This window comes from Agathobacter rectalis ATCC 33656, assembly GCF_000020605.1.
GTDB classification, from domain to species: Bacteria; Bacillota; Clostridia; order Lachnospirales; family Lachnospiraceae; genus Roseburia; species Roseburia rectalis.
Genome location: NC_012781.1, coordinates 2,059,207 through 2,074,625 on the forward strand (window position 1 = coordinate 2,059,207; position 15,419 = coordinate 2,074,625).

At 44.2% G+C, this 15,419-nt stretch carries 15 protein-coding genes; all 15 read right to left on the reverse strand.

Translation table 11 applies throughout. The features are described 5' to 3' along the window. Positions 1-2: 2 nt before the first annotated feature. Entirely contained in the window at positions 3-1,679 is a 1,677-nt protein-coding gene (gene recN, locus EUBREC_RS09940; RefSeq protein ID WP_012743040.1) for a DNA repair protein RecN, read from the reverse strand. Positions 1,680-1,760: 81 nt separating this feature from the next. After that, positions 1,761-2,210: an arginine repressor gene (argR, locus tag EUBREC_RS09945; RefSeq protein ID WP_041254113.1), complete on the reverse strand. Its 450-nt coding sequence runs from the start codon at positions 2,208-2,210 to the stop codon at positions 1,761-1,763. A gap of 58 nt (positions 2,211-2,268) precedes the next feature. Continuing rightward, on the reverse strand, positions 2,269-3,120 hold the full coding sequence (locus EUBREC_RS09950) for an NAD(+)/NADH kinase (protein ID WP_012743042.1): 852 nt from the start codon (positions 3,118-3,120) through the stop codon (positions 2,269-2,271). 3 nt (positions 3,121-3,123) lie between these two features. Continuing rightward, on the reverse strand, positions 3,124-3,930 hold the full coding sequence (locus EUBREC_RS09955; RefSeq protein ID WP_012743043.1) for a TlyA family RNA methyltransferase: 807 nt from the start codon (positions 3,928-3,930) through the stop codon (positions 3,124-3,126). 18 nt (positions 3,931-3,948) lie between these two features. After that, positions 3,949-5,805 carry a 1-deoxy-D-xylulose-5-phosphate synthase gene (dxs, locus tag EUBREC_RS09960; RefSeq protein ID WP_012743044.1) on the reverse strand — a complete coding sequence of 619 codons (1,857 nt, stop codon included), beginning with the start codon at positions 5,803-5,805 and terminating at the stop codon, positions 3,949-3,951. Between the two features lies 1 nt (position 5,806). Next, a complete protein-coding gene (locus EUBREC_RS09965) occupies positions 5,807-6,730 on the reverse strand; it encodes a polyprenyl synthetase family protein (RefSeq protein ID WP_012743045.1) in 924 nt (307 codons plus the stop codon). Further along, positions 6,730-6,948 carry an exodeoxyribonuclease VII small subunit gene (xseB, locus tag EUBREC_RS09970; protein WP_012743046.1) on the reverse strand — a complete coding sequence of 73 codons (219 nt, stop codon included), beginning with the start codon at positions 6,946-6,948 and terminating at the stop codon, positions 6,730-6,732. The genes EUBREC_RS09965 and xseB overlap by 1 nt, the downstream gene beginning before the upstream one ends. After that, positions 6,932-8,152, reverse strand: coding sequence for an exodeoxyribonuclease VII large subunit (xseA, locus tag EUBREC_RS09975; RefSeq protein ID WP_012743047.1), 1,221 nt, complete (start codon positions 8,150-8,152; stop codon positions 6,932-6,934). The genes xseB and xseA overlap by 17 nt, the downstream gene beginning before the upstream one ends. Positions 8,153-8,184: 32 nt before the next feature. Beyond that, positions 8,185-8,580, reverse strand: coding sequence for a transcription antitermination factor NusB (gene nusB / locus EUBREC_RS09980; RefSeq protein WP_012743048.1), 396 nt, complete (start codon positions 8,578-8,580; stop codon positions 8,185-8,187). Between the two features lie 96 nt (positions 8,581-8,676). Beyond that, positions 8,677-9,051, reverse strand: a complete 375-nt coding sequence (locus EUBREC_RS09985; protein ID WP_015516688.1) for an Asp23/Gls24 family envelope stress response protein — start codon at positions 9,049-9,051, stop codon at positions 8,677-8,679. Between the two features lie 22 nt (positions 9,052-9,073). Continuing rightward, the gene (gene glgD, locus EUBREC_RS09990) at positions 9,074-10,222 is read right to left on the reverse strand and encodes a glucose-1-phosphate adenylyltransferase subunit GlgD (protein ID WP_012743050.1); all 1,149 of its coding nucleotides are present in this window, start codon (positions 10,220-10,222) and stop codon (positions 9,074-9,076) included. Further along, on the reverse strand, positions 10,216-11,427 hold the full coding sequence (locus EUBREC_RS09995) for a glucose-1-phosphate adenylyltransferase (RefSeq protein ID WP_012743051.1): 1,212 nt from the start codon (positions 11,425-11,427) through the stop codon (positions 10,216-10,218). Before EUBREC_RS09995 ends, glgD begins: the two co-directional genes overlap by 7 nt. A gap of 146 nt (positions 11,428-11,573) precedes the next feature. After that, positions 11,574-12,506, reverse strand: a complete 933-nt coding sequence (metA, locus tag EUBREC_RS10000) for a homoserine O-acetyltransferase MetA (protein ID WP_012743052.1) — start codon at positions 12,504-12,506, stop codon at positions 11,574-11,576. A 15-nt stretch (positions 12,507-12,521) separates the two neighbouring features. Then, entirely contained in the window at positions 12,522-14,492 is a 1,971-nt protein-coding gene (gene ligA / locus EUBREC_RS10005; RefSeq protein ID WP_012743053.1) for an NAD-dependent DNA ligase LigA, read from the reverse strand. A 23-nt stretch (positions 14,493-14,515) separates the two neighbouring features. Further along, positions 14,516-15,334, reverse strand: coding sequence for a 23S rRNA pseudouridine(2604) synthase RluF (rluF, locus tag EUBREC_RS10010; protein ID WP_012743054.1), 819 nt, complete (start codon positions 15,332-15,334; stop codon positions 14,516-14,518). Positions 15,335-15,419: the final 85 nt, after the last annotated feature.

A 15,419-nucleotide genomic window follows, 5' to 3' on the forward strand; every position in this document is an offset into this window, starting at 1 on the left:
TGTCAGATTTTTTTCTCCATGGCAAGTGCTTTCATCTCGCGTGCGCTCTCCATCACGGTATCTGTGATTTTTGCACCGCCGAGCATTCTGGCAAGTTCAGCCACGCTGTCATTGTCAGTTAGTCTTCGAATCCTTGAAACCGTGGATTTGTTCTCGACTGCTTTTTCAATAAGGAAATGTGCATCTGCCATAGCTGCTATCTGTGGCAGATGTGTGATACATATAATCTGATGGTTGCGGCCAAGCTCATTCATCTTCTCAGAGACCATCTGAGCTGTACGTCCACTGATTCCAGAATCAATCTCATCGAAAATAAGCGACTCAATGTGGTCATTTTCTGCCATGATTGTCTTGATGCCAAGCATAATACGCGACAGCTCTCCTCCCGATGCTACCTTGCCGAGCGGTTTAAGCGGCTCTCCGGGGTTCGTTGATATGAGAAACTCCGGCGCATCGATGCCGTTTGCCGTATAGTCCGGCAATCTGTCAAACTGCATATCAAACTGTACATCAAGGAAATTCAAATCATTAAGTGCTGATTTAATTTCCGACACAAGCTTTACAGCACTCTTTTGTCTGATTTCTGATACCTCATCCGATATCTGTGCCAGCTCCTTTTCCTTTTTCGCAAGCTGCTGCTCTAATTTCTGTAAATAAGAATCATAATCGTTCAGGACACTGATACGCTCCCTCTTTTCATTGAGTGCTATCAGTATATCATCAATTGAGTTGCCGTATTTGCTCTTTAGATGATTTATCTCATCCAGACGCTTTTGTGTCTCATAGAAGGTCTCCTCGTCAAACTCAGCCTGTGATATATATCCTGATATCTCGTGATTAAAATCAGAAAGCAGACTGTCTATCTCTGACAGCTGACTCTCCAGAGCTTCCACATCCTCATCATAGCCTGATACCTGTGACAGCTCTCTTACCGCCCTGCCAATAAGCTCTGAGGCACTCTCCATCTCGCCTCCTGTGGCAGAATATGCAGCATTTACACCCTCCATGATTTTCTTTCCGTTTGAAAACTTCCTAAACTGCGCCTCAAGCTCCTCATCCTCACCCGGCACAAGGGAAGCATCTTCTATCTCCTTCACCTCGTACTCAAGGAATGACAGCTCACGGCTTCTTTCTTCATTGTCGATATTTGACTTTTCATACTCATCCTTAAGTGCCCTATATGCTTTGTATGTGACTGAAAGCTGCTGCTTTTTATCTCCAAGCGGCTGCTTTGCGTACTCATCAAGTATATCAAGGTGTTTTTTCTTTGATAAAAGTGACTGGTGCTCATGCTGACCGTGGATATCTATGAGATATGAGGCTATTTCCTTCATTCGTGAAACAGACACGGCCTCACCGTTTACCCTGCCAACTGCGCGCGACTGTGTGATTTTACGGCTTAAAATCACGCATCCGTCCTCAACCTCCACATCAAGCTCCCTTAAAGCCTCTATAATCTTTGGGTCCTCAACTGAAAAAATAAGCTCCACAAAAGCAGGCTTTTCATTGTCTCTTAGCATCTCCTTTTGCACTTTTTCACCAAGCGCCAGATTGATAGAGCCTATGATGATTGATTTTCCGGCTCCGGTCTCTCCCGACAGTATATTTAGTCCGTCGGAAAACTCAACCTCACACTCATCTATGAGTGCCAGATTCTTTACATGTAGATTTTGTAACATATTTTCTCCTTCCTCTCCCAGGCATGACGATATATGTTATTTTCTGTTACAATTCAGCTATAATCTGATATTCATGTAACATTATTCCACAATTCTGCGGATTTTTTTCATCACCGCATATGTATCATCAACAGTCCGGATTGCACACATGATTGTGTCATCTCCTGCAATCGAACCGACGATTTCTCTCATCTTCATGGCATCTATTGCAGCACAGACAGCGCTTGCCATTCCCGATACAGTCTTTATAACGAGGATATTCTGTGCCATATCCATTGACAAAAAGCCCTCTCTGAGTACTCTTTCGTATTTCTTTGAGAGATTCTCAGGTGCATCCGTTATCACGGCGTACTTCTGTCTGCCGCCTGCGGTAGGAATCTTTGTGAGCTTAAGCTCCCTGATATCCCTGGATACTGTGGCCTGAGTCACGCAAAAACCATCTTTTTCAAGAAGCGCAGACAGCTCATCCTGCGTCTCTACCTCATTCTTTTGGATTATCTCAATTATCTTGGATTGTCTGTTTGTTTTCATGTCCTGCCACCTCATAAATATTATTTGTAACTATTCATTATAACAATCCTTATCTATGTTATGAATAATTTCCCATCTTTTTGCGGAGTATCTCCAAAAAGCTTCTCTGGTGAAGCTTGCAAATCTTTGTATGATTGGCTGCCCTTGAAATAACAAAACGGTCTCCCACAGCCAGCTCTGCCGTGGTGTCGCCATCATAGCTGACACACGCCAGCTCATCGTTTTGCTCCCTGCGGCTTAGAATCTCTATCTCTATCTCATCATCGCCTGAAAGCACAATGCTCTTTGACGTAAGATTGTGAGCATTGTTCGGTGTGAGCAGTATCATATCGCCCTTCGGATCCACAATCGGACCTCCCGCCGACATACTGTAGCCTGTAGAGCCTGTTGGAGTCGCAACAATGATGCCGTCGGCATGGTAATTGTTTAAAAACTCACCGTTTACATACACATTGAGGCTTAATATCTGCAAATTGCCCTTTCTATGGATGACTATATCATTTAATGCAACTCTCGAGGTCTCACTGCCTCTTTTATGTCCTATGAGCATAATACGGTCCTCTGTCATGTATTTATCAGCCATGAGCGAATCAATAGCGTCAAATACCGTAGCTTCCTCCACCTCACACAGATAGCCGAGTGTGCCAAGATTTACTCCCATAAGCGGAATCTCAAGTGTCTCCACCCTTGTGGCTGCACGAATCAGTGTACCATCTCCGCCGAGCACAAGAATACACTGCGTATCCTGTGGTATATCCTCAAGCTCAAACTCGTTATCGGATATAGCCTCGACATTGCTCATAAGCCCCTTTGCCGTGCCGCCCTTTTGCTCTATGTATGCCACTATTTTATTTGTAAGTGCAAAATCCCTGTCCTTATAGGCATTTGCTATCACAACAAAATGTTTCATAGTCTATTTCCTGTCCAGCTCTCCATGCGCGGCCTCGACCACACTATGAATATCCACTGATTCCTCCTTTATAGGATCATCTGTCTTTTTGATATGTACGAGGTACTCTATATTGCCCTCCGGCCCCTTGATTGGCGAATACTCAAGGTCTAACACGCTAAATCCATTTGAAAGTGCAAAGGATATGATATTGTTCACTACCTCCTCATGCACGCTCTTGTCACGGACCACGCCCTTTTTACCTACCTTTTCCCTGCCTGCCTCAAACTGTGGCTTGATAAGACAAACCATCTCTCCACCGTCCTTTAACAGTGCTCTTGCAGGACCTAACACCTTGGTAAGTGATATGAATGACACATCAACCGATGCAAAATCCAGCTCATCATCTATGTCATTGGGCGTCACATACCTGATATTGGTCTTTTCCATGCACACCACGCGCTCATCCTGACGCAGCTTCCATGCAAACTGGCCATATCCGACATCCACGGCATACACCTTTTTAGCACCATTTTGAAGCATACAGTCTGTAAAACCGCCTGTTGAAGCACCTATATCCATGCACACCTTGCCATCCATCGTGATATCAAAGTGCTTCATAGCCTTTTCAAGCTTTAGACCTCCACGGCTCACATACTGCAGTGTCTTTCCATGAATCTCAATATTGCAGTCATCAGGAAATGTGCTTCCTGCCTTATCCTCACGGTTGTTATTTACAAAAACATTGCCCTCCATAATCATGGTCTTTGCTTTTTCCCGTGATGGTGCAAGGCCTCTGTTTACAAGTAATACGTCTAATCTTTCTTTCATACTGTATGTTACCTCTATCTATAATGCTGCTATTATACGCTTAGCCACCGATTCGGCATCCACATGCAGCTCATTTTTGAGCACCTCGACATTGCCATGCTCCACATAGCAGTCAGGAAGTGCAACTGTCAACACCTCAAGAGCTATGCCGTTAGTCTTGACATACTCCGTCACATGCTCACCAAAACCGCCGCTTTGCACGTTTTCCTCCATAGTCACAAGCAGGCTGTGTTCAGACGGCAGTTCCTTAATTGCTTTCTTATCAAAAGGCATTGCAAAACGCGCATTGATAAGTGTAGCAGAGATTCCCTCTGCCTCAAGCAGCTTTACTACATCAACGGCAGTCTTTACCATACTGCCGAGTGCCATGATAGCCACCGTGCTTCCTTTTCTGATTAGCTCACTCTTTGCAAGCTCTATCGGCTGTCTGATTTCCTTAAGGCCGTCATAGGCTGCCCCTCTTGGATATCTGAGTGCAATCGGACCGTCATATGTCACTGCAAACTTCATCATATCAGACAGCTCCCACTTATTCTTCGGAGCCATGATTGTCATATTCGGGATGACCGACAGATATGATATGTCAAATATTCCCTGATGTGTCTCTCCGTCACTGCCTACAAGCCCTGCCCTGTCGATTGCAAAGATGACATGCAGATTCTGTATGCACACATCGTGAAGTATCTGGTCAAACGCCCTTTGTAAAAATGACGAGTACACCGCAAATACCGGGATAAGTCCTGCCTTTGCAAGCCCTGCCGCAAAGGTCGTGGCATGTGCCTCGGCTATTCCCACATCAAAAAATCTATCCGGGAAATTGCGGTGGAATCTGCGAAGCCCTGTTCCATCCGCCATGGCAGCCGTTATCGCAACTACCTTTGGGTTTCTCTCGCCCAGCTTCTTCATGACTGTTGAGAAAACATCTGTGTAATTGGCCTTCGTGCGCTTATTCTTTGGAAGCCCTGTCTCTATAACAAACGGCTCTGCACCGTGAAATCTGGAAGGATAACGCTCAGCCGGGCCATAGCCTGCTCCTTTTTTCGTGAGCACATGCACAAGCACCGGACCATCCACACGCTTTGCCTCATCAAACACACGGCACATTTCCTTTATATCACTGCCATCCACAGGTCCCAAATAGATGATGCCCATCTCCTCAAAGAACATACCCGGAATAAAAAGCTGCTTTATGCTGCTCTTTGTATTCCTGATATGCTTTACCATACGCTCTCCGTAGATTGGTATATGGTTTAGGGAATTCATAACATTATTCTTTAAATCCCTGTATGCATCCGCTGTGCGAAAGCCTGAAAGATACTGGCTGATGCCCCCGACGTTCTCTGAAATCGACATATTGTTGTCGTTTAACACTATAATAAAATTGCCTTTAACGCTTGAAGCGTTGTTGAGCGCCTCATATGCCATGCCTCCGGTCAGCGCACCGTCTCCTATTACAGAAACCACGTGGTAGTCTTCTCCTGTTACCTGTCTGGCTGTCGCAAGCCCAAGTCCCGCTGAGATGGATGTGGAGCTGTGTCCTGTATTAAAGCAGTCACAGTCGCTCTCATCCGCCTTTGGGAAGCCACTCATGCCTCCATACTGTCTGAGCGATGAAAATCCATCCTTTCTGCCGGTGAGTATCTTGTGTGTGTACGACTGATGCCCTACATCCCACACTATCTTATCCTTCGGCAGATTAAAGCACAGATGCAGCGCCATGGTAAGCTCCACAACTCCGAGGTTTGATGCCAGATGACCTCCTGTCACCGATATGCTCTCTATAAGAAACTGCCTGATTTCCTCCTTTAACAGCTCAAGCTCCTCAGGTGTCAGTTTTTTTATATCATTTTCCTTTTGTATCTTTTCTAAAACCATCTTATTTCTCCCGATGGATCAAATATTCAAATAGCTCCTTAAGAAATGCATCGTCGTATCCCAAATCATCAAGCTGCTCCTCTGCCTCCTTGGAGATGCGCTCCACATCAGAAACCACTTTATCCAATCCCTCAAATGTGACATATGTCGCTTTATTATTTTTCTCGTCACTGCCTACCGGCTTTCCAAGCACCTCAAGTGTACTTGTGACATCAAGCACATCATCCTGTATCTGAAACGCAAGCCCCAGCTTTGCCGCTATCTGCTCAACGCGTGATACCTCATCAGACGACGCCCCTGCAAGGATTGCACCTATCATCATCGAGCTCTCTATAAGTGCGCCTGTCTTAAGCCTGTAGATAAAGTCAAGCTTTTCCCTTGTGATAGAACAGTCATCGGATTTCTCGCTTTCCACATCAACCACCTGTCCTCCGACCATGCCATACACGCCTGCTTTTTTTGCAAGCACCGCAAATGCCCTTGCCACACGCGTATCAGCCACTTCCATGTCAAAAGCCTTTGCTGCGGTCTCATATGCCAGGTTTAAAAGTGCATCACCTGCAAGAATGCCCATAGCCTCACCGTACACAGCATGTGTGGTCTTCTTTCCACGCCTGTACTCATCATTGTCCATGGCAGGCAGGTCATCATGCACCAGCGAGTAGGTGTGTATCATCTCGATTGCCGCCATAAATGGCTCAATCACTGCACTGCTTCCGCCAAACATATGGTAAGTCTCTTCCATGAGGATAGGGCGAAGCCTCTTTCCACCGGCTCTCACACTATAGTTCATGGCCTCAAAAATAATCCTCTGCTGTCCCTCCTCAACGGGAAGAAACTTCTCAAGCACGTTATTTATATGCTCTACCTTTTGCTGCAGCTCTTCCATGAATTGTGACTTATTTAAATTCCCATTTAAGCTCATCAGAATTCCTCCAGTTGTCCGTCGCTGTTTAGCACAAGCATGGCCTTTTCCATGCCCTGTACCATATCATTGGCACTCTTTACCTCATCAAGCCCCTTCTTGTAGAGCTCAAAGGCCTCATCCAGGGATACATCCGCATCCTCCATCCTCGCCACTATCTGCTCTAAGTGTGCAAAGCGTTCCTCGAGTGTCAGTGTTTTTTCATTTTCTTTGCTCATCGTTAATAACCTCCGAAACTACGGCCCTTGCATGACCGTCTATCAGATATATATTTATGTCATCGCCTGCATTGATATCGGATACACTGTGCAGTGCCCCCTTCTTTTCCACCTCGACATACGCATAGCCCTGTGCCAGCTTTTTGGCCGGTGAATATGCATCCAGTGTACCTGAAAGCAGTGCCAGACGCTGTCTGCAATCCGAAAGCCTCTGCTTCATAATCCTTTCAAGTGCATCCTCGATATCTGCCAGACGCCTTTTATTCTCATTTAGTTTATTCTGTGGACTAAGGAAATTAAGTCTTGTTTTAATATGTGACAGCTTTTCCCTGAAAAAATCAATCCGTCCTGTCAGATTTCTGTCCATCCTGCGGCACAGATTGTCAAGGCGCTCTAACGTCTGTCTGTAGTCACTGACTGCAAGCTCTGCAGCCGCTGAAGGTGTGGGTGCTCTCCTGTCTGACACAAAATCCGCTATCGTCCAGTCGGTCTCATGACCTACTGCCGAGATGATTGGCGTGCGGCAGTCAAATATGGCTCTCGCCACAATCTCCTCATTAAAGGCCCATAAATCCTCTATGGAGCCTCCGCCTCTGCCGACTATTATCACATCAAGATTCATCGCATCCAATGTCTGTATGCCCTTCACTATGCTATTAGCCGCACCCTCTCCCTGCACAAGTGCCGGATAAAGTATGACCTGTACATATGGATTTCTGCGCGATGATACATTCCTTATATCCTGCACGGCCGCGCCTGTCGGTGCTGTAACCACACCAATACGTCCGGCATACTGCGGAATGGGCTGCTTGTACTCTGCCGCAAACATGCCCATCTCCTCAAGCTCATGCTTTAGCTGCTCGAATTTGAGATACAGATTGCCCTCTCCGTCAAGCTCTATCTTTTTGGCATAAAGCTGATATGCGCCGGTCTTCTCATACACCTCAACGGAACCTGTCACAATAACCTGGTCCCCCTCCTTCATGTGGAAAGAAAGTCCTGCCGCCCTGCTGCCCGCAAACATGATAGCGTTCATGGCTGCTCCCGCGTCCTTTATTGTGAAATAAATATGACCGCTCGTGTGATACTTGCAGTTGCTCACCTCTCCCTTTATGCTCACCTGTCTGAGCATAAAATCCTGAGCGAACATATTTTTAATATAGCTATTTACTTGCGCTACCGAATATATATTTCTATTTGCCATGTTTAATGCTCTATATCGCTGTTCCTCTTAAGCTATGCAAACTTTGCAAGCACTCCGTTTACAAATGCACCTGACTCATCTGCACCATACTTCTTTGCAAGCTCAACAGCCTCATTTATTGAAACCTTTGTAGGAATATCGTCCTCAAACTTTATCTCATAAACTGCCAATCTGATAATTGCCAGATCAACCTTTGCCATACGATTGGTCTTCCAGCCTGTAGACTTCTCATCGATGAGTGCATCAAGCTCTGCCATATGCTCAATAATCGCACTGCATTTTTCATCAATATACTGTCTTTCCTCGTCTGTAGGATTTGTAAGCTCATCATTTAAAAGCTCCATCTGCTCTGCAAGCTCAGACTTGTCATGAAACTCAACCCTGAAAAGCATCTTAAAAACGTTTTCTCTTATCTTGCTTCTTGTCATTTAAATTCCTCTCGTGAATAGTATTTTATATAAATTAAGGATGTCTGTACGACATCCTTAATTATACTACATTTGTGATCATTTAAAAAGAACTATTTAATTCTCTCCCATATCAACACTTGCTATACGAACATTGATAGTAGCCACAGAAAGCCCTGTCATTGTCTCAATTGCAGACTTAACCTTCTCCTGTACCTTTGTAGAAACCTCAGGGATGCTGTATCCATAAGCAATATTGAGTGCTACATCAACCACTACCTCATTGTCTGCTATCTCAATCTGAATTCCCTTTGAGAGATTCTTCATACCGAGCCTGCTGACAATCTCGTTTGTGATATTGCCTGCCATGGAGCTTACTCCCTCAACCTCAGTAGCAGCAAGACCTGCTATGATAGCTACAACCTCATCTGCTACCTTGATCTCGCCAGACTCATCTGATTTGATATTTATTGTGTTTCTATTCTCTGCCATGTCCATGTTCCTCCTTAACCGGCTATACGGTCTGTCCCTTTGCCACGTAAACCTGGAATGAGTCATTTCCCGTAAGTGATCTATTTCTTGATACGCGAACATTCTTGTCTGTGATCACGTACTCCAGATTGGCGCCATCCTCAATCACCGTATCCTGTAGCAGGATGCAGTTCTTGACCTTTGCATTCTTTCCTATCTTGACGCCTCTTGATAGGATGCTGTTCTCCACGGTACCCTCGATGACACAGCCATCAGCAACCATGACATTCTTGGCTTTTGAGCCATTTATGTATCTTGTAGGATTATCATCCCTGATCTTTGTATAGATAGAATTGCCACTCTTAAACAATGCTTTCCTGTTATCCTCATCAAGGAGCTTCATATTCTCCTCGAAATAGCTCTTCATATCTGTAATCTGTGAAGCATAGCCTGTGTACTCATATGCCTGGATATTGAGTGAATCAGTGTTTGTAGCCATCAGATCCCTTGTAAAATAAGAATAACCATGTACAAAAGCGTCATCCACTATTCTAATGAGCTTCTCCTTCTCCATGATATAGATATTCATGCCAAAGTTTACCTTGCCCATATCCCTGTCATTGATATATATCTTTTTGATACGTCCATCATCTATATCAAATGTATAGTACATCTCATCATTGTTGCCGTTTGGTCTTAAGAATACCTTCGGTACCTCCTGCTTGCGGTACATTGCAGTGATATCAGCCCCTGTGTTCTTATGTGCCTCAATCAGCTCCCTGAAATCAAAATTGAATACATAGTTGGCATCAGCCATGATAACATACTTCTGAGTGCACTTTCTCAGATAGCCCTTAAGGCTTTCGATTGCCTCAACACGGCCCTCATACACCTTAATCTGCTTCTGTGCATAAGGCGGAACTATATTGATACCACCATTTTTTCTTGCAAGATCAAACTCCTGACCTGAGCCCAGGTGATCCATCAGAGAGTGATAGTTCTTCTTAACTATGAGAGATATATTGTCGATTCCGCTATGTACCATGCTTGAAATCAGGAAATCACAGAGTCTGTAACGACCTGCAAACGGAATGGAAGCCATAAGTCTCTCGGATACCATCTCAGGAATGAGGGCATCGTAGCTGTTTGCAAAAATAACGGCCAAAGCCTCTTCGTTGTTCATGTTTAGCATTGTTCCTGGCCCTCCTCAACATCATTATATACCATCGCCTTTGGTCCTATAACCGCTCTGTCGCCAATTGTAACTCCCGGTGCAATTGTAGCAACATCACCTGTCACGTCCTCCGCCGGCTTTTCTCCAATAACTGCATCACAGCCTACTGTAACACCCTCTGCAACTATACAGTGTGTAACCTTAGCGCCTCTTTTTATCACAGTATCACCCATGACAACTGCATCCTCTACCACAGCGCCCTCTTCTACGACGACACCGCCAAAAAGAATTGAATGCTTTACTGTGCCCTTCACTACACAGCCATCGGTAATCATAGAGTCTGTAACCTCTGCGCTGTTGCTGATGAAATGTCCTGTATGACCGCTGTTACGGCTGTATATCTTCCAGTTCTCATCGAATAAGTTGATACCGCTGTGCTCAGGATCAAGCACCTCCATGTTTGCCTCCCAGAGTGCAGGTATTGTTCCTACATCCTTCCAGTATCCATTAAAGTGGTATGCATACATCCTACGGCCATCCCTCAAAAGATTTGGAATGATATTGTTACCGAAATCATTCTCTGAATCCGGATCATTTTCATCCTCGATAAGATACTTCTTAAGTATATCCCAATTGAAGATATAAATACCCATGGATGCAAGATTAGACTTAGGATTCTTTGGCTTCTCCTGAAACTCTGTGATCTTGTCGTCATCATCTGCTACCATGAGACCGAAACGTGATGCATCCTCCCATGGAACCTCCATAACCGCTACAGAAAACTCAGCATTTTTCTCCTTATGGAACTTAAGGAAATCGCTGTAATCCTGCTTACAAATCTGATCTCCTGAAAGTATGATAACATACTCAGGATCATATCTCTCGATAAATGCAATATTCTGATAAATCGCATTGGCTGTTCCCTTGTACCAGTCTGAGCCTGAAGCCTTCTGATACGGTGGCAGTACATGCACTCCTCCATATAATCTATCAAGATCCCATGGCTGTCCATTTCCTATGTACTCATTCAGCACAAACGGCTGGTACTGTGTCAATATACCAACTGTATCTATACCTGAATTAACACAATTAGAAAGCGGAAAATCAATAATTCTGTATTTGCCTCCAAACGGAACTGCCGGCTTTGCAAGTTTCTGCGTCAGTGCATAAAGTCTGGAGCCCTGACCACCGGCAAGAAGCATCGCAACTAGCTCTTTTGCCATATTAAAATCCCCTTATTTAATTTTATTAAATTTTTGTTAGCTTTTGCAATTATTTTGGTTTTTTATAATGGTTTATAGTTATATTTTACCACACTTTGGCATTTATGCAATTCAAAATTAACTAAAAAATACTATAATTTTTGTCATTATTTTCCAATTATCTCGCGGTTGTTTATGAACTCGTACGGCACTTCCTGGTACACATAATAATTAAGCCAGTTGGAATAAAGTATATTGCCGTGCGACCGCCACTGTAAAAGCGGCTTTTGTGTATCATCATTATCCGGATAGTAATTCACCGGCATATCTATATCAAGCCCCTTTTTCTTATCCCTCTCGTACTCATTGTGAAGAGTATATCTGTCATACTCAGGATGTCCCATCACAAAAATCTTTTTACCGTCCTGATCCATCAGAAGGAATACTCCGGCATCATCCGACTCCGCAAGTATGGTAAGCTCAGGATGCTTTAATATATCCTCCTTTAAGACCTCGGTATGCCTTGAGTGTGGTGCGTAAAACACGTCATCGAAGCCTCTGACAAGTGGGATTTTTCTGTTCTTTACACGGTGCGCATACACACCAAATTTCTTCTTTGGAAGCACACGCTTTGGTATGCCGTAGTGATAATATAATCCTGCCTGTGCACCCCAGCACAGATGAAGTGTGGAGAAAGCATGTGTCTTGCTCCACTCCATTATACTGCATATCTCATCCCAGTAGTCTACCTCCTCGTATTCCATAAGTTCAACCGGTGCCCCTGTGATTATCATGCCATCAAAGTATCTGTCCTTTATATCATCAAAGGTCTCGTAAAATTTGTTCAGATGACTGAGTGATGTGTGAGTGGCCTCGTGAGTAGATGTGGTCACAAACGTTACATTGACCTGTATAGGGGTATTTGACAGCGAGCGCAGTATCTGAAGCTCTGTGTCCTCCTTTAATGGCATGAGATTTACAATCGCAATCTCCAGCTGTCTGATGTTCTGATGTGATGCCCTGTTTTCGTCCATCACAAATATATTTTCTCTCTCAAGTATTTCCTTTACAGGTAAATCATTTTGTGTCTTTATAGGCATTTTATAACCTCTTTTCTAACGCCCAAACATCTCTATAAATGTATCCTCCGAGATGATAGGTATTCCTAATTCTTTTGCTTTTTTATTTTTTGATGAAGTAGATTCAGTGTCGTTGTTTACCAGATAGTCTGTCTTTTTTGACACGCTTCCTGTCACCTTGCCGCCCTGTGACTCCACATAGGCCTTAAACTCGCTTCTGTTGGCAAAATCATGTACATCGCCTGTGATAACAAAGGTCTTGCCGTTTAAGCTTCCCTCAGACATATCCTTTATATCGACCTTTTCTATGTCAAGCTCCTTAATCAGTGCTTCAAACATCGTACTGTTTTGGGGATTTGCATACCATTCAAGTATGGAGCCTGACTTTTCCTGGCCTATACCGTCTATATCCACAAAATCTGTGGCATTTCTCATTCTGTCCGCGAAGCCATCAAAGCCTATTGCGTTGACAATCTTCTTGCCTGCATCGGTACCTATAAGAGGTATACAGAGTGCAAATATCAGATTGACCGGGTGAACATGTCTGCTTTTTTCGATGGCAGTCTGCATATTCATGCATGATTTTTCTCCAAAGCCTTCCATGCTGCTTATCTTATCAAAATGCTCGGGCAGATGGTATATGTCAGGGAACTGTTTTATGAATCCCTCATTTATAAATTTTAGCATTGTCTGTACCGAAAGTCCATCTATATCCATTCCGCTTTTGCTGACAAATCTTGAAAACTTTTTAACATTCTTGGCTGTACAGTCAGGATTTGTACAATGCAGCGTCTTCACACCGCTGTTTTTACTCACAAATATGCGTGTCGGATGATGACACACCGGACATTCCTTCGGTATCTCAACTTCTCCCACCGCATCCTTTACAGCTATGCATTTCGGAATAATCTTGTTGGCTTTTATCACGGAAAGTGTACACTCTTTTCCCACTCCAAGCCTTTCTATTTCAGTCAGATTGCAAAGCGAAGCTCTCGAAACCGTCGTACCCTCTATCTGCACCGGCTCAAAAACAGCCACCGGCGATATTGTCGAAACCGCACACGACCATTCAATATAGCGAAGTCTCGTATCTACTGCCTCATCCTGCCACTTGAAAGCAAAGCCGGCTCTCGTAGCATGATGCCCTGTGACGCTTCCGCCTGCAGCGTAGGCAGTGTCATCATAGCATATGACAAGTCCGTCCACAGGCACATCCATCCTGCCACTCTCGACATCCCTTGTCCAGCGTTTTACAGCCTCATCAAGGCCTGCCGCATCTGTTGCCTCCCTTTTGACAACATTGAATTTCATATCACTAAGATAGCTCATTCTATCTCCCCATGATATGATATCATCATCTATATGCACGAGTGTAAACGCATAAAACACTACATGTCTGCGCTTCACTTCTTCCACATCATCGAGATTTAATGTACCGGATGCAAGGTTCCTTGGATTGGCATATTTCTCATCATCGTCCTCGATTGTATCATTTAACAGCTTAAAATCCGTGTAGGAAATTGTCGCTTCCCCTCTTACAACCATATGTCCCTTGTATGGTATCTCCTTTGGGAAGCCGCTTATGGCATCCTGCAAAAAGGTGATGTTACTTCCTACAGTTCCATTTCCTCTCGTCAGTATTTTCACAAGCCTGCCACCGTCATATGTGAGCACGAGTGTCAGTCCGTCAAGCTTCCATGAAAGCCAGATTGGCATATCACCTGCCCATTTCTTAAGCTCCTCAATGCTCTTTGTCTTGGCAAGTGAAAGTGCCGGATACTCATGCGGCTCACGATTTCCAGCCTCTGCCTCATAGCCTGCATTCTGTGTCGGACTGTCATGGCGGATATATCCTGTCTCTTTTTCAAGCTGTGTAAGCTCATCAAACATTGCATCCCACTCGTAGTTTGGCATTATTTCATCTGCGCCGTTGTAGTAAGCTTTTGACGCGCGGTTAAGACTTTCAACAAGCTCATCTATCTTATCTTTTATTTTGTTATTCTCCATGCTGTAATAATCCCCTGTCTGCTTTACTTTGCTCTTCTATCCTGATATTTCTTATCCGTATGTTTCTTATCCGTATATTTCTTATCAGAATGATCCTTATTCGTATCAGGTATAACCGGCTGATTCGAGGAATCCGCAATCAGTCTTTTGAGCCCCTTGTATTCAAGTGGTGTCACCGCCCTGTACTTTCCTCTTGGCAGGTCACCAAGCTCAATATTCATGATTCTCACTCTCTCAAGCTTAACCACACGGTAGCCAAAGTATTCACACATCCGTCTTATCTGTCTGTTGTAGCCCTGTGTCAGAATAATCTTAAACTGCTTTGAGGACAGCTTTTTCACATGGCACTTTCTGGTTGTCACACCAAGCTCTACAAGCGGTACACCTCCTGCGAGCCCTCTTATGAAGCTGTCAGATATTGTTTTGTTTACTGTGACAATATACTCTTTTTCGTGTCTGTTGCCGGAGCGCATCATCTTATTTACTATCTCGCCATTGTTGGTCAGAAGTAAAAGTCCCTCTGAATCCTTATCCAGCCTGCCAATTGGATAAATGCGCTTTGGGTAATTAAGATAATCTATCACGTTGTTTTTTTCCCTTTTTTCTGCTGTGCAGACTATGCCGGCCGGCTTATTGAGGGCAATCAGTATCATCTCTTCTTCCTTTGATACTACCTGTCCATTATATGTGACAGTCTGTCCCTTTAGAACTCTGTCACCTGTCTTTGCTGTCACGCCGTCTATTCCTACTTTGCCGGCTTCTATCTGCCTGTCTGCCTCACGCCTTGAGCACACGCCCGCTTCACTGAGGAATTTATTTATTCTTACACCATTTTCTTCCATACCATATCCTCTTTTTAGATTGCTTTATCCGATATACATAAACCAAACAGCAGCCTTTTCTACTCTTTACAGCAGCCATTTGCCA

Excerpts from the sequence above, each read along its gene's own strand:
- recN (WP_012743040.1), bottom strand. The coding sequence starts at position 1,679 with ATGTTACAAAATCTACATGTAAAGAATCTGGCACTCATAGATGAGTGT.
- argR (WP_041254113.1), bottom strand. The coding sequence starts at position 2,210 with ATGAAAACAAACAGACAATCCAAGATAATTGAGATAATCCAAAAGAAT.
- EUBREC_RS09950 (WP_012743042.1), bottom strand. The coding sequence starts at position 3,120 with ATGAAACATTTTGTTGTGATAGCAAATGCCTATAAGGACAGGGATTTT.
- EUBREC_RS09955 (WP_012743043.1), bottom strand. The coding sequence starts at position 3,930 with ATGAAAGAAAGATTAGACGTATTACTTGTAAACAGAGGCCTTGCACCA.
- dxs (WP_012743044.1), bottom strand. The coding sequence starts at position 5,805 with ATGGTTTTAGAAAAGATACAAAAGGAAAATGATATAAAAAAACTGACA.
- EUBREC_RS09965 (WP_012743045.1), bottom strand. The coding sequence starts at position 6,730 with ATGAGCTTAAATGGGAATTTAAATAAGTCACAATTCATGGAAGAGCTG.
- xseB (WP_012743046.1), bottom strand. The coding sequence starts at position 6,948 with ATGAGCAAAGAAAATGAAAAAACACTGACACTCGAGGAACGCTTTGCA.
- xseA (WP_012743047.1), bottom strand. The coding sequence starts at position 8,152 with ATGGCAAATAGAAATATATATTCGGTAGCGCAAGTAAATAGCTATATT.
- nusB (WP_012743048.1), bottom strand. The coding sequence starts at position 8,580 with ATGACAAGAAGCAAGATAAGAGAAAACGTTTTTAAGATGCTTTTCAGG.
- EUBREC_RS09985 (WP_015516688.1), bottom strand. The coding sequence starts at position 9,051 with ATGGCAGAGAATAGAAACACAATAAATATCAAATCAGATGAGTCTGGC.
- glgD (WP_012743050.1), bottom strand. The coding sequence starts at position 10,222 with ATGCTAAACATGAACAACGAAGAGGCTTTGGCCGTTATTTTTGCAAAC.
- EUBREC_RS09995 (WP_012743051.1), bottom strand. The coding sequence starts at position 11,427 with ATGGCAAAAGAGCTAGTTGCGATGCTTCTTGCCGGTGGTCAGGGCTCC.
- metA (WP_012743052.1), bottom strand. The coding sequence starts at position 12,506 with ATGCCTATAAAGACACAAAATGATTTACCTGTAAAGGAAATACTTGAG.
- ligA (WP_012743053.1), bottom strand. The coding sequence starts at position 14,492 with ATGGAGAATAACAAAATAAAAGATAAGATAGATGAGCTTGTTGAAAGT.
- rluF (WP_012743054.1), bottom strand. The coding sequence starts at position 15,334 with ATGGAAGAAAATGGTGTAAGAATAAATAAATTCCTCAGTGAAGCGGGC.